The sequence below is a fragment of the Rickettsiella endosymbiont of Dermanyssus gallinae genome (assembly GCF_019285595.1).
Lineage (GTDB): Bacteria > Pseudomonadota > Gammaproteobacteria > Diplorickettsiales > Diplorickettsiaceae > Rickettsiella_B.
In genome coordinates this window covers 1,281,904-1,298,759 of record NZ_CP079094.1, presented here as the reverse complement: position 1 = coordinate 1,298,759, position 16,856 = coordinate 1,281,904, and the positions used below count along the sequence as shown (strand labels likewise).

The following is a 16,856-nucleotide window of genomic DNA, read 5'->3' as shown; positions in this document are numbered from 1 at the left end:
TCTCTTCCTATAGACTTACAAAAAATAACGTTAAAAACATGATTGATCCTAACGAAAAAATAAAGCTTGTTGAGCTAACGGAATACAATCCAGAATGGCCAAAAATATTTGCCGATGCCGCAAATGAGATTAAATCTATTCTGAAAGAAAATTGTGTGCAAATTCATCATATTGGTAGCACAGCCATCCCCAATATTTATGCCAAACCAATCATCGACATACTTCCCGTAGTCAAAGACATAAGTTTAGTAGATTCATTAAACCATGAATTTGAAGAGCGAGGCTACGTTTGTATGGGAGAATACGGTATTTCTGGCCGTCGTTTTTATTGGAAGTCTAAAACTAAAAGAACACATAATATTCACTTATTTGAGCAAGGGTCACCTGAAGTTAAGCGCCATTTATTATTTAGGGATTTCATGATTGCGTATGAGGATTATGCGCAGGCTTATTCACTGGTAAAACAGTCGTTAGCCGAAGTATTTTCTGAAGATATAGAAAATTATTGTAATGGAAAAAGTTCTTTTGTCCAGATGATCGATTATAAGACCGGCTCGGCAAAAACCGAACAATTAAATGCCCAAGATAATATTATTATTGAACCGTACAATTCTAATTGGTCTAAATTAGCTGAAGCCGAGATAAAAGCAATTAGAGGAGTTTCAAGCCCATTATCGTATGTTTCAATAGAGCATTTAGGCAGCACTGCTGTACCAGGACTTTCAAGCAAGCCAATCATTGATATTTTTATTGCTGTAAAATCTATAGAGGAAGCTAATCAATGGATTAAGCCACTTGAGACATTGGCTTATGTTTTTTGGGATGAGAACCCAAATAAATCTCATTTGAGATTTTTTAAAGGCATGCCACCCTTTGGAGAAAAAAGAACTCATCATATTCATATTATTGATATCAGTAGTATAAAAATGGAACATCGAATTTTATTTAGAGATATCTTAAGACGAGATCATAAAATTAGGCTTGAATACGAAGCGCTCAAAATAAAATTATCAGAATCTAATTCGGCTGATCGCGAGGCATATACTGATAAAAAAGGCGAATTTATTAAAAAGGTATTGCGGGAACGAGGTTATTTAAAGCCAATATCTCGATAAAATAATAAAACATGTGCTGTAAACATGTGGTCATTTTTTTATCATACTGCATGTCTATCTTCTAATTTGAATTTTAGTCTTCATTTTGTTATTTTTGTTTCTTATTTGCTATCAGAAAATTTAACATGCTCCTAAAGCGAAAGAAAAAGCCTTCATATCTTGGAAAAAACCTTGAATACCTACTAAAGCTACATAATATTGATATTAAAAATTTAGCTATTCAAACAGGCATTCCTGTGGCTACTATTGTTCGAATGCGGAAAAAGGATAATAACCCAACAATATCAACTATCGAACCTTTATTGGATTTTTTTCGTATTGATATAGATGATTTACTTTACAAAGATGTATCGCATCCAGAATATCAAGTAAAAAAACAAACGGGTAATCTGGTTTATATTCCAGTTATCGAAATGGCGAACGTTAAGGACGTTAAATCTTCTAAAATTATTACATTTATCGGTGCTGCAGGAATTACAAACAAGCAAGTATTTGGGGTTCCTATCATGACAAATACTTTAGCACCTGCTTTTCAAAATAATTCCATTGTTATCATCGATCCTGTACTTTCACCTAAAGAAAGCGATTATGTTCTCTGTTGTCTAGATGAAGATCCTACGCCTGTTTTTAGACAAATTTTTATGGATGGTAGCCAATACTTTTTTAAACCCATTAATCCTGGTTTTGGCGAAATGAAGTTTCATAAAACATTCGATGTTATAGGTGTTGTTATTAAGTCGATTGGTTCATACCGATAAACTAAAAATATTTAATGTCTGATATTTCTACGAGCGAAGAATTGGTTGATGAAAAGTTGAAAAGTATAAATAATTGTCATTATCTTTACTTTTTCATGATGCTATTTATCACGATCTTCATTGTTTGTGATACGACGGCCTTTAGGATGACAACATGTTTTGGAAAAACTGTTCCTACAAGCGGACTTATCATTCCTATCATGTTTGCTTTGGGAGATATAATAGCCGAAGTATACGGTTATTCCATTTCTCGCATACTTATCTGGAATAATTTAATTTGCCAATTCATTTTTGGCCTATTAATAACTTTGGTACTTTGTTTTCCTTCCCCTCCAGGAGATAAATTTAATATCCACTATACATTAGCTTTCCAACATATTATACGTACCAATATCACAAGCTGTTTATCCGTAACAACCGGCATGTTTACAAATGCGTTTTTAATGTCTAAGTTAAAAATCTGGATGAATGGAAAGCGGGTTTTGGGTAAGAACGATTCTATCAAGTGCTATTAGTGAGTTTGCTTTATGCTTTGTTGCCTATACAACACTATATGTAGGATTGAAAGGGATTAGTGAAATTTGGGGTATCATTGTCGTTGTGTGGTATTACAAGCTGCTTTTTTCTTTATGTGCAGCGCCATTTGTTATCATTTTATCAAACTTCATAAAAAAAAGAGAGCAAAGAGACGTATATGATTACCATATCGATTATAACCCCTTTATATATCATTTAAGAAAAGCTGATATTAAGAATAATAGTTAAAGAAAAATCATGGTATAGGTCTAATGAAGGTTAATGGAAATATATGGATAGCTTGGAAAAATAACTATGTTAAAGCCAAAGATAATTAATTTCTTTTCTCATTTAACCAATAGGATAGAACCAGAGTTTACCTTTCGACTCGTTGATATCGTTTATAGTCCTAAGCATGGTCACGAAATATGTGTTATGCAGCTATCAGGAAAAAATATATTCCCTAAATTTACAGCTGAAGAAATACTATCAAACCCATCTGCTTTAGTGGGTTTAAGCTCTAGAGATGCAGTGAGAATTACTCAATTAGATTATCTAATAAAAGAGAGAAAGAAAAAATGCCAAGTCCTGGAGGTAGATAAAAATGGCTCGATATTACTCAAGGATTCATTCGGCAGAATAGCTCGTTATTCAGAAAAATATATTTCATCAAATCGGGACTTATTAAATACAATGAAAAGTGATGATGCGCATGATTTGGGCTATCGAGTGGGGTTTAGAGATGGTTTTGAAATAAAGAAATTTAAGAAGCAAGCAGAAAACCTTTTTAGGAATAAACTAAAAAAATTTATTCCTTATATAAAATAATTATAGCATAGGGGAACAATAGTCTAGACTTACTTTTAAGAATAAGTCTTCTATTTTTTCTCTTTTATCTTTTGGTAAGTTCGCTATGGGTAAGGTTGCTAAGCCAAGAATCTTATAAAGTTGAGAGATTGGTTGAGGCAGGGAATCCAAATGTTTTATGAGTGTATTTATATCGCCTCGTTGAATTGGCCCTGTAAGAGATTTTTCAGGCGAAAGAGTTGCCTCAAGATTATTAAGCGTGCTTTTCATTAGACTTATAATAATTTTTGACGCCATTTCTTTTTCTACTTCAGCATCTTCTAAACAAAATAATGCGTTCTGACAAACCGTAACCAAATAATTTGAAGCAAAAACCCCTGCTGCATGATAAGAACCTTTTTTGTCTCTATTCACTGTGTAAAGAATAGACCCAATATCAGTAAAAATATTATGTAAGATTGCTACTGCTTTGTCATCGCCTTCAATCGCACAGTAAGTTCCTGGATATTGTGTGACGCTAATTTCAGGTTTTGCGAAGCTTCGCATAGGATGCACGCTAGCAGTAAAACAGCCTATTTTTTTAGTCATTCTTAATATTTCGGAAGATAATGAACCACTACAATGAAGTACGATGCTATCTTCCTTTAAGTTAGAGCTTTCAACTAGTTTGTTACAACAGGATTCTATCTGATCATCTGGGGTTGTAATAAATGTAATATCTGCTGGTAATAGCTCATTGATTTTCTTTGCTTGACCTTGTCCTATAAAGTATACCGCTTTTTCGCTACTCTCTATAGAAGAGTTGCATACTCCTTGAATCAAGCCAGCGTTATGAGAAAAAATTAATTTTGCGATTGTTTTACCTAAGTTACCTGCGCCAATAATATTTATAGTAGGATTCAAAATAATCTCCTTGTGTTCACTTATATTGGCTTAAAGTAACTAAAAATAAAACGATAATCAACAAAACAATAAAATATTTTGAATTCGGATTAAAATCCATATATAATAATTTATTATAGTTAATAAGCCATATAATATTAAAGGGGGTCTATAATGAAGTTGAACTTTAATAGACGCTCCTAAAATTTTAGGGGTTTTTCATACTTTATAAGTAAGGCTAAAAATTACTGTCACCAAAAATTTTTACGGCAAGGGATTAAAATGGAAGCATTAGAGTATCAAGAAGAGAGAAGTTACCACTTTTTACCTGCCCTATTAGTTGAAGATAATGTTGTTTGCCAGATGGCAATTCATTCTCAGTTAACTCACCTAGGCTTCCAGGTACAAGTGAGTCGCTATGCTCCCGAAGAATTTCGGCCATGGTGTCCCCGAAATTCGTTCGCATGACGCGACTGAAATTAGGCCGCGATACGTCCTGCGTCCGGCACGCACTCACTCCTTCGGAGTTCATGCCCGTGCCTCCCACAAATGACTTTACGGCGTGATGCGTTTCCTGCTTCGCCCGTCAACGCACGCCTATCGCGGGCTCTTCGACTTCGCATTGCTTTCACAATGCTTTCCTGTCTCATCGTATGTGGTTAAAACAGCAGAAGAAGCTATTAACCTAGTTAGTAATAAACTTTACGCTTTAATTTTAATTAACTTAGGGTTACCTGATCAACCTGGTGAAGCGGTTATTCAAGCAGCTCGTGACTGTAATTTAAATCAATCAACACCTTTGATTGCTTGTTCAACACATATTGATAAGGAAAAGGAAGATACATGCCTAGCATTAGGAGCGGATAAAGTACTAATAAAACCTATTCTAACTGAACAGTTGGTAGAAGCTATTGAAGAGAATTTATTAAAGGAAGCTGCCTAAATAAAAATTATTATCACATAAAAATTTTAAAAAATAAGTTAACATTCTATTAGGAAAAATAGAGGATTTATTTTAAAGCTAGTGTTATTAGTATGGATAATTTTTTCAACAAAATGTCATTGAGTGAAATCAAAAAAGAATTGTATTCATCATATTTTTTTTGTTTCAAATTATTTATTGGGACTGAGCAAGCTTTATATGGCAAGTGAGTCGCTATGCTCCCGAAGAATTTCGGCCATCGTGCCCCCGAAATTCGTTCGCATGACGCGACTGAAATTAGGCCGCGATACGTCCTGCGTCCGGCACGCACTCACTCCTTCGGAGTTCATGCCCGTGCCTCCCACAAATGACTTTACGGCGTGATGCGTTTCCTGCTTCGCCCGTCAACGCACGCCTATCGCGGGCTCTTCGACTTCGCATTGCTTTCACAATGCTTTCCTGTCTCATCGAAGGGTGGGCATTGTGTGCGAGTTGCTTTAAATAGGATTGCTATAAATATAGAAGCTGCATTACGAGCAGAATCGCTTGAATAGGCCAAAGTATTTGTCAGTAGTTAATTCAAGTTTCTGAAGAAGCCAAAGAAGCCGCTAAAAAAGCGATAACAGAGATTTCTTAGAAAGAACAGGCAGTTAAATTGAATAAATTTTTGTGGGAAAAACCGCCTACAGACCCATGGCGTATTTCTTGTTCGGCAATACATGTTTGGAAAGCCGATCTGGATCAGATTGATAATGAAACGGGGCAATCCTTAGTCTTCTTTTTTTCAGAAGAAGAAAAGAGGCGTTTAAATGCTTTCAAATTTGAAAAGGATCGTTTTCGTTATGCGATTACCCATGGTATGAAACGATTAATCATTGCGCATTATTTAAGTGGGCTACCAGAAAAGATAATGTTTACATCTAATAAACAAGGTAAACCGGCTATCGCTTTACAACAAAATTGGCTTAAATTGGAATTTAATATTACCCATTCTCATCGCGTTATTTTAATTGCGATAACAATAGAAGATCCTATTGGCATTGATATTGAGTACCATTCAGAACGTATTCCTATAGAAAATTTAAGCAACATTATTTTTTCCTTACAAGTGAGTCGCTATGCTCCCGAAGAATTTCGGCCATCGTGTCCCCGAAATTCGTTCGCATGACGCGACTGAAATTAGGCCGCGATACGTCCTGCGTCCGGCACGCACTCACTCCTTCGGAGTTCATGCCCGTGCCTCCCACAAATGACTTTACGGCGTGATGCGTTTCCTGCTTCGCCCGTCAACGCACGCCTATCGCGGGCTCTTCGACTTCGCATTGCTTTCACAATGCTTTCCTGTCTCATCGAAAGAAAAGGTTTTTTTCTCGAAATTAGTAAACCAAGAGGAAAAAACTAAAGCTTTTTTTCGTTGCTGGACACGTAAAGAAGCTTATTTAAAAGCAAAGGGGTGCGGCTTAACAAGCAGCCTCAATAATTTATCAGTTGATATGACAAAGTTTCCCACAAAAGCTTGGCTAAAGAATTTAAGAAAAGAAAGTATAACCTGGAAACTCTTTCCTTTGAATATTGATAAACTCTATACTGCTACTGCAGTTAGTACGCCCTGTAAAGAAGAAGTAATATATTATAGTTTGTTAGATCAAAAAATTTTAAATTATCTTTAGCCTTTAAAGAAAAATTTAATAATAACAAGGATGTTAAATGTCAAAAATAGTCGTTATGTTTCCCGGCCAAGGTTCACAATACCTAGGAATGGGAGAAGTCCTTTTTAAAAAATATCCTAAGCTCATTTCGGCGGCTAGCGAATTTTGCGGATTTGATATTAAAAAATTATGTATCGATGGTCCTACAGAAAAGCTAAATGATACACAATTTTTGCAACCCGCAATTTACATGGTTAATGCACTTTCTTACCTTGATTTAAATGAAAATATAAGCAAAGAAAAAGATTATATTTTTATTGGTCATAGTTTAGGTGAGCTAAATGCCTTACAAATAGCAGGGGCCTTTGATTTAATAACGGGTCTTGAAATCGTAAAGGCAAGAGGTATAGCGATGTCTCATATTAAAACTGGTGGCATGCTAGCAATCCTTGGAATGAAATTAAAAGAAATAAAAGGAATATTGGAGACAAAATTTGATCGCTTAGCCTATATAGCGAACATAAATACAGCTGATCAGACGATTATTTCTTGTCATGAAACTGTTATTGATTTTGTCGAAACTACAATGAGAAATGCTGGGGCAAAAGCCATTATTAGGCTTAGAACAAGCGGGCCATTTCATTCCCCTCTAATGAATAAAGCATTATTTGAGTTCAAACATAAAATTGAACATATAAGTTTTAAAGAAATTAACAAAGAAGTTATATCTAATGTGGATGGTAAACCTTACGAAAATATAAAAGTTCAAGAAAAAATTGTGAATCAGTTAATTTATCCGGTGCAATGGCATGCATCTATTAAATATCTTATTTCTCAGGGTTACGAAACATTTATTGAAATTGGTGAAAGAAAACTACTTACTAATATGATTAATAATATAAAAAGTAATAGTGAAATCATGTAAATATTTAGTTATAAACTTATAAATTAATACATATGCATAATAAATTACCTAAAGATCATAAATATAGAGATGAAGATATAGTAATTATAGGCATGTCATGCCGTTTTCCTGATGCCGAGGATAAAGAAAAATTTATATCTAATTTAATTAAAGAAAAAGCTAGTATTAAAGAAATACCAGATGAACGTTTTTCAGCAGGCTTATTGTATGAAAAGAATATAATTAAAAGCAAGTGGATTGGGTTACTTGCGGATGTTGATAAATTTGATAACGGTTTCTTTAATATTTCGGATATGGATGCCGAGCAAATGGATCCGCAACAGCGGATTTTACTTGAAGAAACCTGGCATTGTATCGAAGACTCTGCCATTAATTTGGCTACCCTCCAAAATTATACTACTTCTGTATACATGGCTGGAATGGCATTTGACTATTTATTAAGGATTTTAAATAAAGATGACATAAAAGTTAAAGCTAAAACGTGTATTAATAATTATGCATGTGCTTTATCTAATAGAATCTCTCATCATTTTAATTTTACTGGAGAAAGCTATTCTTCGGATGCGGCATGTGCATCATCCTTTGTGCCAGTAAAACAAGCTTTTAATGCTCTTCGTCAGGAACAATGTTGTTTTAGCATCGTCGGTGCCGTAAATATTTTAAGCCACCCGCTTCGTTATATAGATTTTTCAAAATCGCATATGCTGGGAGCAAATGGTATATGCAAAACTTTTGATGCAGCTGCGGATGGTTATGTCCAAGGAGAAGGAGCAGGCGTACTATTACTAACCACCTATAAAATGGCAAAAAAAATAAAAGCGCATATTTATGCAGTGCTTAATGCTATCGAGCTTTCACATAATGGGAAAAACAATTCAATAACTGCACCATCTAAAAAAGCACAAGTTGATTTGCTCCGTAAAGCTTTAGATTCCGCCGAACTAAAACCTCAAGATATATCTTATATTGAAACTCATGGGACGGGTACCCCTTTGGGAGATCCAATTGAAGTACATGCTATTAAGGAGGTATTTAACTTTAAACAGCAGCTTTATATTGGTTCTGTAAAATCTAATATTGGTCATCTTGAGGGCGCAGCTGGTATTGCGGGTATTATTAAAGTTATTTTAATGATGCAAAAAGACGTAATACCGGCATCTATTAATTATAATGCTGAAAATCCGCTATTAGAATTAACAGGTTCTAACATTAGAGTTGCAAATAGGTTGATTGCATGGGAAGCGGATCAAGGCAACTCTATAAAGAGGCAGGGGTAAGTTCTTTTGGCTTTGGAGGTGCTAATGGACATTGTATCTTACAAAAATTTGTTGAAGATGATATTTCTCATGCTTCTTTCAACAAAATAGCCGACTATAATATTCCATTTTCAGTTTCGGCTCAATCAATAAGTGCTTTAAAAAATCTCATACGAATATCTAAAGATAGATTAAAAGATTGTGACGAGAAAAATATAAATCAATTTTGTCTGAATGCACTTCTTAGTCGACAACCGTTAAAATATCGCTATATAACACAATTTCATAGAAAAAAAGATCTTTTAGATAATCTCATTCAAGCTGAAAAAAACTATGAACCTTTGTGCTCTAAAAGCAAAAAAATTTCTTTATACATTGGCGAGTTAAATAAAAAAAATATTTCGTTAGTTAGTAAAATATTAAAAGCCGGTATTAGAATAGATATTCTGATTCCGAGCAGCCAAGCTATGATGGATGAATTCCTTCTTAGTATGAATAAATGTAATCCAAAAGAGTTCTCCTATTTATACAGGTGTGCTATTTGGTCTGAAAATGAGATCATAACTCCTGCTTATATTAGCGCAGAAGCTATAAGAGCCATATATACTTCTCTTTTAGGAGATACTATTGCTTTTACTAAGTTTAAAGACAAAACAACTTTTTTGCATTCCACAAATAAGAGCTTTAAAGAGGAATTTGAATATCATAAAAGGTTACTATCTAGTAATGAAAAGGGTGAAGTCCATAAGGATGCTATATATTGTTTATCGTCTATAGCGGCTATTCAATCTATCGAAGATCGATTTAAAATTGACGTATTTAATAAAGATGCTAATTTAAACTATCTAAAATTTTCTATCGGGTTGAATAAAAAAAATATTGCACATATTTATGAGATTATTACTAATAACTCAGATGACGAAATAGATTTAGATTCTGAAGAGGTATCATTATTTGAGGAGAATAATTTACCTTTCTCATGGCGAAAGCGATTTAATGCCAGAAATGATACAAAGTCTGTCATAAATATGCAGGATAGGTTTGGCTCTATCCCTGTAATTTTTGTTGATGATATAAAGAAGCTAGAACATACGACTAAAAATTTTTTTCCAGTTCAAAATAAAAAAGATATCTTATCTATATTGATATTTTTATGGAAAAAGGGCTATAAAATTGATTGGGATACAATTTATTCAAGAAGTTTATTTAAAAATGAACCATTAATACTATACCCTTTCGATAAAAAAATTTATTGGAAAACCAATGAAACTAATTTAATAGTAAATAAAGAGGTAATAGAGGAAAAAGAAAAGGTTTCGCCTAACTTTATTGAAGAATTAATAAATTTACTGGGTATTAAGGGTGAAATATCAACTATCAAAAGTAATTCTTTATTTGAATTTGGAGTTGATTCTATCGTCATTTTATCAGCGCACACCGAAATAACCAAAAAATACGGCAATATTCCTATTTCTATATTTTTTGAATCGAAAAATATAGGTGATTTAATTGGCAGAATAGAAAAAATTCTTAACTCAAATCAAGAAACCGATAGTCAAGTCAAAAACAAACCACTTAGATGCTCAAGTCATAATGCAAAAAACGATAAACAAGTTTTTATTGCTGGTATGGCAGGGCGATTTCCAGAAGCAAATAATATTTTTGAATTTTGGGAAAATCTAAAAAATGAAAAAGATTCTGTAACTTCAGTTCCTGAAGAACGTTGGTCAAGTTCCTTAAAAGATCATTATATAAAAATGCATAATAAAGATTATAGAGAACCTTTTTCCGGTGGTTTTATAGCAGATATTGATAAGTTTGATGCGGAAAATTTCGGTATATCTCCTAAAGAAGCTCTGTTTATGGATCCCCAGGAACGAATGTTTTTAGAAGTTACTGAAGAATGTTTGGAGCATGCAGGAATCAACAAGAAGCTATTAAAAAAACTTAAAGAACAAAAAAAGCGGATTGGCGTCTTTGTTGGTAGCACATTTAACAACTATCAGTTGATTTTAGCTGAAAGTTCTGAAGCTCATGCCACGTCTATAAACTCTCAAACTTACTCTATTGCAAATAGAGTTTCTTATATTTTTGATTTTACTGGGCCAAGTTTGGTTATAGATACCGCATGTTCCTCTTCGCTCTATGCCTTCCATTTAGCATTAAATAGCATCCGATCAAATGAATGTGATTTGGCAATTGTTGGTGGGGTTAATTTAACGCTTCATCCAAGTAAATATGAAATGTTGATTAAACATGGATTTTTGTCTTCCAAAGGGCATTGTAATGCTTTTGGTTCAGATGGTGATGGCTATGTTCCAGCTGAAGCAATAGGGGCTGTAATATTATGCAGAGGAGATATCGTATCGGAATTTAATTTAAATAAATTAGCAAAAGTTGCGGGCTCAGGGGTAAGTCATGGAGGGAAAACGAATGGATATACTGTGCCAGACCCAAATGCTCAAGCGCAATGTATAGAAAATGCGCTAAATGATGCAAAATGGATAGGGGATGATATTACCTATGTGGAGGCTCATGGAACAGGAACATTACTCGGAGATCCAATTGAAATAGAAGGACTCTTGAAAGTTTTTACAGGGAAAATTAAAAGTTATGGCTGTTATATTGGTTCTGTAAAATCCAATATAGGTCATGCTGAGGCTGCGGCTGGTATTGTGCAACTCATTAAGGTTACTTTACAGTTACAGTATAAAACACTTGTTCCATCTCTTCTTTTTAGTCCAACTTATAACCAATATATTGATTTTAATAATTCGCCCTTTGTTGTTAACCGAGCGACGCATTTTTGGGAACCAATTCAAAATGTAGATGATGAAGCAAATATGCGAAAGGCTGGAATCAACTCATTTGGAGCTGGTGGGGTAAATGTGCATGTATTAGTTGAAGAAACTACTTCAGTTCCGTATGTAGCTAGTCAGTTAGATGAAGAGCAGTTAATTGTTATTTCGGCAAGAAACCTTGCCTGTTTGAAAGAAAATATAATGCGATTAACTCGGTATATTAAACTTGTAAAGCCTAATTTACATCAACTAGCATTAACACTTTCAAGGTTGAATTCTCATAAAACACGCTTTGCTTGCGTTACAAAAAATATTGATGGGTTAATAAAGCAACTTGCTGATTGGTACGATGGGATAGTTAGTGAAACTGTATATGTTGGAGAGGCAATAGAAGAAAATATAAATTCAAAAAGTGATGTAATTAACGAGTTATTTAGTATTCATTTGTATGACAAAGTAGCAAAACTATGGGTACTTGGCTTTAATATAAATGATAGTGCTATAGATTCAAAAACTATTCCTAGTTTAGGAATTCCTCCCCGAGGGTTTATAAAAAAACGTCACTGGCCATATGATACTTATCTTCCTAAATATAAAAACGTATTTAGCTTTTCAGATTCATTTATTAATATTAATAAAGAATGTGATTCTCAGCCTGTTTCTCAAACTGTTTCTAAAACAGTCACTAAATCAACTTTAATAAAACAGGTTCAAACTATTGTAAGTAAAGTTTTAGGTTATGAACTTAGTGAAATTAATGTTGATAAAGGGTTCTTTGAGCTAGGAATGGACTCCTTAATGTGTTTGCAGATTATTAGTGAATTAAATAGCTTATTAAGCTTATCGTTAGAGGATGTGGATATTTTTAATTATAATACCTGTGAAACTCTAGCCCAATACATATGTCATTTTTTTAATACAAAGAATGATTCAACTGAATCTATGTGTAATTTACATAGTGTTGAAAAAATTGATAAACCCGATGAATTTTTAAAAGAAATTGAAAGTTTTTTTCAAGGAGTTGCATAGATGACGATTTCCCTAAAAGAAGAAAATGAAAAATTAAAAACCTTATTGGAAAAATCCGTTTCCATTATCAAACGTTTAGATAATGGAAAGAAAAAAGAAAAAATAGCCATAGTAGGGATGTCATGCCGTTTTCCGAATGATTGTTATACGATAGAGAAATATTGGCAACTGCTTAAAGAAGGCGTAATTGTTAACAACAATTATCCAGAAACAAGAGAGTTTGAAACAGGCCTAAGTTTGAGTTATCCAGCTTCTTACTTAGAAAGTATTGCAAAATTTGATCCACTATTTTTTGGTATTTCGCCAAAAGAGGCGGAGGATATGGATCCGCAACAACGTATTCTATTAGAGCTTGTTTGGGAGGCAGCAGAACAGGCTGGTTATAATGCAAAACAACTTGATAAAGATACGACGGTTTACATTGGATGTATAGGATCTGATTTTAATCAAATCCTAAATAAGCATCAGCACAGCAACTCGTACACGCTTACTGGAACGCTTTCAAGTATTCTTTCAGGACGCATTGCTTTTACTATGGGATATGAAGGGGAGGCTATTACGATTGACACAGCCTGCTCTTCTTCGCTTGTGGCATTAAACCTTGCATGTAATTCACTTTTAAATCGCAAATGTAAGTTTTCATTGGTAGGCGCAGCTAACCTTATTTTAGAGGAATATGTATACAATCAGCTTAACAATATTAAAGCGCTTGCTTCAGATGGTTATTGTAAAACGTTAAGCGCAAAAGCTGATGGATACGGCCGTGCTGAAGGGTGTGCTATGCTTCTCCTCAAGAGATTGGATGAAGCTATTAAGGACAATGACAATATTTTGGCAGTTATAGAATCCATTCAAACTAACCATGACGGACATAGTAGTGGTTTAACTGTACCTAATGGGCTAGCCCAGAAAAAGTTGATTCAATCTGTACTGAAAAACAGTGGCTTAACTCCAAGCCAGATAGTTTATTACGAGATGCACGGCACAGGCACACCTCTTGGCGATCCTATTGAATTTAAAGCTATCCAGGAAAGCATATTTGAAAACCCTCACGAGAGGGAAATTCCCCTCTATATTGGATCATCAAAGACTAATTTGGGGCACTCGGAGGCATGTGCTGGTCTTGCAGGTGTTATTAAAGCTGTATTAATGCTAAAAAATAATTGTATTGTTCCATACTCGCTAAGTTTACAAGCTATTAATCCTCGTATTAGATTGACTCCAGAAATTGCTATTGCTGATAGGGCTATAGCGGTAGATATGAAGAATAAAGCTATAGCTATTAATTCATTTGGATTTAGTGGGACCAACGCTGCTGTAATAATATCAAACTATAATATTAATCCAAACCTTATCGAGAAAAATGAATGCAAGTATTTGTTCTCATTGTCATCAAATAGGGAAGTTTCCTTAATTAACTATATAAAAAAATATATTGCTGCTATTGAGGATGATAATGGACTTAATATTGTTCAAATATGCCATACAACTAATATCTCTAGAAGTTTTGATAAATACCGCGTTAATTTTGAGATACATTCTAAAAAAGATTTACTAACTAAACTTAATGAAGTACTTGAAAAACCAAATTTAATTTTAAAAGTGTCCCCTAATAAGCTTGGAATTATAGATGAATTGATTATTAATGCTATTAATAATATTAGCGGTATAAAACATGATTTTCCAGTTATATACGAGGAAGTCATTAGTTTATTATCAGAAAACCAAGCTCTAGCTCCGAGTAAATTAATTTATAAATATCTGGTTGCAGGATTAACTTTAGTTAAGATTTTACAAAGTATTTTTATTAACAGCACATGGTGCTATAGCGGATTGTCTTGTATTTTACCATTCTACTTATTAAACAGAAGTAAGAATATTAATTTTTCAAAATTGATAAACATAGTAAATTTCGAGAATCTAACTCCCGAATTATTAGCTCAAGTTTTAGATAAGCCGAATAAAATAGGCGCTGATCTATTTTATAGTGTAATAGATTTTCAATTGATACCTGTAGATAATAAAAATATTCTAGAAATAGACTCTAATTATCCAGTATGTGCTGATTGGATAAGTCATATTATTTATAAGCTATTAAATGCAGGGGAAAGCATAAATTGGGAGTATTATTATAAAAATAAAAATTATATAAAAACTACATTGCCTACCTATGCATTCGAGCAAGATATTTTTTGGCCCAAACTAATAAAAACCCAAAAACAGGATGCTATTAGCTGCACGACTTTGTTAGATATGCCTAGTGATATTCAGTATTATGATATAACAAAAGCTATATTTAATTATGAAAGTATTCAAGCCACACATAATGTTGTGCATATAGGAATATATATAGACTTATTGCTCATAACATTAGGAGGCGATAGAAAATTTCATATTTCAAATATGATTTTTTTCTGCCCGATCATTTTTAAGAAAAATATTGATAAAAAAGTAATTATTAGAATTACTTCCTATGGATCCCAGTATATATGGGCTTTTTTATCTAAATTACATTCAGATACTATTTGGACAAAGCACGTAGAAGGTAAAATTGAATATAGGGTTGCGTTTGAAAATGATTTGACTTGTCCTGGAAAGAGGAAATATAAAACTTTATCCGGTGATTCTTTCTATAATTATTTAAATAAATCTTTAGACTTATCACTTGGCGATAAAGTTAAAAAAATAATTAAAATAGATGTTATAGAAGAAAAACAATTTTTAGTGCATATTAAATCAGAATCTATAGCAGAGAATCTCTTGCCATTTTCTTCTGAGGTGCTTGATTGTTGCGCACAAGCTTTCCATATGCATAGCTACTGTGTAAATGAAAAAGTAAAGTACATGGTAGCTTCAATGGAAGAGATTGTATTTTTTAATTCAAAAACCAATTTAACTGATATTAAATGCCTAATAGATATAGTAGATAAGACTGAAGATGAACTTATCGGCAATCTTAATTTATTTGATTCAGATAACTTAATTATAGCCAAAATAACCGGTTGTTTTATGAAGAAGGTTACTTTGGATTTAAGTAAAATAACGTTGGAAAATATACCAATATCGCACAAATTTAAAGACCCATCTGAATTTGAAAAGTATTTAATAGATACATTTTGTGCTTTACTCGGCATAAAACACAAAGACGTTATCGATATGAAACTTCCCATGACAAATTATGGATTAGATTCAATTTCGGCTTTGATTTTAAAAGAAAAACTGGATCCTTGGCTATCTAATAAGCTAGATATAATAGACCTGACTAATGATATTAGTATTGAATCTATTTTAAAAAGAGTAGATCAAAGTAGCTTTGATTTAGAAGGCAACAAATCTGAAATTCATTCTCATAGTACCCGTACTGAGATACATCAATGGATAAAAAACATTAGAATCAGCCCTGAAGCAAAATGTGTTTTATATGCTATTCCTTATGGTGGGGCTGGAGCCTCTGTTTTTAACAATTTAATAAAACATTTACCTAGCTGGATACACCTTTCTCCAATTCAGCTTCCAGGAAGAGAAGATCGTAAAAATGAAAACCTATATACAGATATTCAATTATTTAATAGCTGTTTACCTGAGTTAATTCAAAACCATACTGAGTTACCTTTTTTATTTTATGGTCATAGCTTTGGAGCTTTAATCGCTTTTAGATTAATGCTCCATTTTAACACTATAGAGCAAGCATTAGGGGTAATCGTTGCTGCTTGCTCTGCTCCAGGACTTCAAGAAAACCCATGGCTTAAAAAGATAAAGCAGAAAATTTTAGAAAAAATTGGGCTAGATTTAGTAACCATAAGGAGCCTAAAGTGTTTAGATAGAAAACAGATTTCAGTTTTATTATCAATATTTCAAATGGATAACTTAAAATTAAATGAGGGTGAAGCACAGTACTTTCTTAAAATATTACTAGCTGATTTATGTGTTGTTGATTCTTACCCTAAACATATAGATAAAATTTCAAAGCCTATCCTTGCGCTACATGGATTGAAGGATGACCGTGTGGATAAATTAGAAGTAGATGCTTGGTCACATCTAACAACCTCATTGATGCAATTAAATGAGTATAATGGAGATCATTTTTTCATAAGAAATGGTGACATTGCTTATTCTATAGCTTCAGATATTTCTATTTTTGCACAACAGGCTTTAAAAGAAATAGAAATACTTATCAATTAATAACTTTATGGAGA

General features: G+C 33.2%; 17 protein-coding genes. 13 read left to right on the top strand and 4 right to left on the bottom strand.

What is annotated here, in order from left to right; translation table 11 throughout:
* Nucleotides 1-38 precede the first annotated feature (38 nt).
* The 5 genes from KX723_RS06565 to KX723_RS06545 all read left to right on the top strand — a co-directional run bounded on the left by KX723_RS06565 (nucleotide 39) and on the right by KX723_RS06545 (nucleotide 3,217).
* Nucleotides 39-1,115, top strand: coding sequence for a GrpB family protein (locus KX723_RS06565; RefSeq protein ID WP_218813597.1), 1,077 nt, complete (start codon nucleotides 39-41; stop codon nucleotides 1,113-1,115).
* 125 nt (nucleotides 1,116-1,240) lie between these two features.
* Nucleotides 1,241-1,873 carry a helix-turn-helix domain-containing protein gene (locus KX723_RS06560; protein WP_218813596.1) on the top strand — a complete coding sequence of 211 codons (633 nt, stop codon included), beginning with the start codon at nucleotides 1,241-1,243 and terminating at the stop codon, nucleotides 1,871-1,873.
* Nucleotides 1,874-1,887: 14 nt separating this feature from the next.
* Nucleotides 1,888-2,388 (top strand): VUT family protein, encoded by a 501-nt coding sequence (locus KX723_RS09880; protein ID WP_218813595.1) that lies wholly within the window; start codon nucleotides 1,888-1,890, stop codon nucleotides 2,386-2,388.
* Nucleotides 2,342-2,638 (top strand): VUT family protein, encoded by a 297-nt coding sequence (locus tag KX723_RS06550; RefSeq protein WP_218813594.1) that lies wholly within the window; start codon nucleotides 2,342-2,344, stop codon nucleotides 2,636-2,638. Before KX723_RS09880 ends, KX723_RS06550 begins: the two co-directional genes overlap by 47 nt.
* Nucleotides 2,639-2,704: 66 nt before the next feature.
* Nucleotides 2,705-3,217 (top strand): hypothetical protein, encoded by a 513-nt coding sequence (locus KX723_RS06545; protein ID WP_218813593.1) that lies wholly within the window; start codon nucleotides 2,705-2,707, stop codon nucleotides 3,215-3,217.
* Here KX723_RS06545 and KX723_RS06540 read toward each other — a convergent pair whose 3' ends face one another.
* Nucleotides 3,218-4,099 carry a Rossmann-like and DUF2520 domain-containing protein gene (locus KX723_RS06540; RefSeq protein ID WP_246562432.1) on the bottom strand — a complete coding sequence of 294 codons (882 nt, stop codon included), beginning with the start codon at nucleotides 4,097-4,099 and terminating at the stop codon, nucleotides 3,218-3,220. It lies immediately after the preceding gene.
* Nucleotides 4,100-4,360: 261 nt separating this feature from the next.
* Here KX723_RS06540 and KX723_RS06535 point away from each other — a divergent pair, with 261 nt between their 5' ends.
* Entirely contained in the window at nucleotides 4,361-4,546 is a 186-nt protein-coding gene (locus KX723_RS06535; RefSeq protein WP_218813592.1) for a response regulator, read from the top strand.
* An 11-nt stretch (nucleotides 4,547-4,557) separates the two neighbouring features.
* Here KX723_RS06535 and KX723_RS06530 read toward each other — a convergent pair whose 3' ends face one another.
* The gene (locus KX723_RS06530; RefSeq protein WP_218813323.1) at nucleotides 4,558-4,728 is read right to left on the bottom strand and encodes a hypothetical protein; all 171 of its coding nucleotides are present in this window, start codon (nucleotides 4,726-4,728) and stop codon (nucleotides 4,558-4,560) included.
* Nucleotides 4,729-4,733: 5 nt separating this feature from the next.
* Between KX723_RS06530 and KX723_RS06525 the strand changes: the two genes are divergently transcribed.
* Nucleotides 4,734-5,021, top strand: coding sequence for a response regulator (locus KX723_RS06525; protein WP_218813591.1), 288 nt, complete (start codon nucleotides 4,734-4,736; stop codon nucleotides 5,019-5,021).
* Between the two features lie 276 nt (nucleotides 5,022-5,297).
* Here KX723_RS06525 and KX723_RS06520 read toward each other — a convergent pair whose 3' ends face one another.
* A complete protein-coding gene (locus KX723_RS06520) occupies nucleotides 5,298-5,468 on the bottom strand; it encodes a hypothetical protein (RefSeq protein WP_218813323.1) in 171 nt (56 codons plus the stop codon).
* 187 nt (nucleotides 5,469-5,655) lie between these two features.
* On the opposite strand from KX723_RS06520, the gene KX723_RS06515 reads away from it, so the two are divergent.
* On the top strand, nucleotides 5,656-6,168 hold the full coding sequence (locus KX723_RS06515) for a 4'-phosphopantetheinyl transferase family protein (RefSeq protein ID WP_218813590.1): 513 nt from the start codon (nucleotides 5,656-5,658) through the stop codon (nucleotides 6,166-6,168).
* An 11-nt stretch (nucleotides 6,169-6,179) separates the two neighbouring features.
* Here the strand turns inward: KX723_RS06515 and KX723_RS06510 are convergent, their stop codons facing one another.
* Nucleotides 6,180-6,350, bottom strand: coding sequence for a hypothetical protein (locus KX723_RS06510; RefSeq protein WP_218813323.1), 171 nt, complete (start codon nucleotides 6,348-6,350; stop codon nucleotides 6,180-6,182).
* Here KX723_RS06510 and KX723_RS09875 point away from each other — a divergent pair.
* The 5 genes from KX723_RS09875 to KX723_RS06485 are packed head-to-tail and all read left to right on the top strand — an operon-like array spanning nucleotide 6,323 to nucleotide 16,842.
* Nucleotides 6,323-6,670: a 4'-phosphopantetheinyl transferase family protein gene (locus KX723_RS09875; RefSeq protein ID WP_218813589.1), complete on the top strand. Its 348-nt coding sequence runs from the start codon at nucleotides 6,323-6,325 to the stop codon at nucleotides 6,668-6,670. The genes KX723_RS06510 and KX723_RS09875 overlap by 28 nt on opposite strands.
* A 37-nt stretch (nucleotides 6,671-6,707) precedes the next feature.
* Nucleotides 6,708-7,574, top strand: a complete 867-nt coding sequence (locus tag KX723_RS06500) for an ACP S-malonyltransferase (RefSeq protein ID WP_218813588.1) — start codon at nucleotides 6,708-6,710, stop codon at nucleotides 7,572-7,574.
* Between the two features lie 32 nt (nucleotides 7,575-7,606).
* Nucleotides 7,607-8,851 carry a beta-ketoacyl [acyl carrier protein] synthase domain-containing protein gene (locus KX723_RS06495; protein WP_218813587.1) on the top strand — a complete coding sequence of 415 codons (1,245 nt, stop codon included), beginning with the start codon at nucleotides 7,607-7,609 and terminating at the stop codon, nucleotides 8,849-8,851.
* A complete protein-coding gene (locus tag KX723_RS06490) occupies nucleotides 8,809-12,660 on the top strand; it encodes a beta-ketoacyl synthase N-terminal-like domain-containing protein (RefSeq protein WP_218813586.1) in 3,852 nt (1,283 codons plus the stop codon). The genes KX723_RS06495 and KX723_RS06490 overlap by 43 nt, the downstream gene beginning before the upstream one ends.
* Nucleotides 12,661-16,842 (top strand): beta-ketoacyl synthase N-terminal-like domain-containing protein, encoded by a 4,182-nt coding sequence (locus KX723_RS06485; RefSeq protein ID WP_218813585.1) that lies wholly within the window; start codon nucleotides 12,661-12,663, stop codon nucleotides 16,840-16,842. It abuts the gene before it with no gap.
* Nucleotides 16,843-16,856: the final 14 nt, after the last annotated feature.

Excerpts from the sequence above, each read along its gene's own strand:
- KX723_RS06500 (WP_218813588.1), top strand. The coding sequence starts at position 6,708 with ATGTCAAAAATAGTCGTTATGTTTCCCGGCCAAGGTTCACAATACCTA.
- KX723_RS09880 (WP_218813595.1), top strand. The coding sequence starts at position 1,888 with ATGTCTGATATTTCTACGAGCGAAGAATTGGTTGATGAAAAGTTGAAA.
- KX723_RS06550 (WP_218813594.1), top strand. The coding sequence starts at position 2,342 with ATGGAAAGCGGGTTTTGGGTAAGAACGATTCTATCAAGTGCTATTAGT.
- KX723_RS06495 (WP_218813587.1), top strand. The coding sequence starts at position 7,607 with ATGCATAATAAATTACCTAAAGATCATAAATATAGAGATGAAGATATA.
- KX723_RS06530 (WP_218813323.1), bottom strand. The coding sequence starts at position 4,728 with ATGAGACAGGAAAGCATTGTGAAAGCAATGCGAAGTCGAAGAGCCCGC.
- KX723_RS06520 (WP_218813323.1), bottom strand. The coding sequence starts at position 5,468 with ATGAGACAGGAAAGCATTGTGAAAGCAATGCGAAGTCGAAGAGCCCGC.
- KX723_RS06545 (WP_218813593.1), top strand. The coding sequence starts at position 2,705 with ATGTTAAAGCCAAAGATAATTAATTTCTTTTCTCATTTAACCAATAGG.
- KX723_RS06510 (WP_218813323.1), bottom strand. The coding sequence starts at position 6,350 with ATGAGACAGGAAAGCATTGTGAAAGCAATGCGAAGTCGAAGAGCCCGC.
- KX723_RS06565 (WP_218813597.1), top strand. The coding sequence starts at position 39 with ATGATTGATCCTAACGAAAAAATAAAGCTTGTTGAGCTAACGGAATAC.
- KX723_RS06535 (WP_218813592.1), top strand. The coding sequence starts at position 4,361 with ATGGAAGCATTAGAGTATCAAGAAGAGAGAAGTTACCACTTTTTACCT.
- KX723_RS06490 (WP_218813586.1), top strand. The coding sequence starts at position 8,809 with ATGGGAAGCGGATCAAGGCAACTCTATAAAGAGGCAGGGGTAAGTTCT.
- KX723_RS06560 (WP_218813596.1), top strand. The coding sequence starts at position 1,241 with ATGCTCCTAAAGCGAAAGAAAAAGCCTTCATATCTTGGAAAAAACCTT.
- KX723_RS06485 (WP_218813585.1), top strand. The coding sequence starts at position 12,661 with ATGACGATTTCCCTAAAAGAAGAAAATGAAAAATTAAAAACCTTATTG.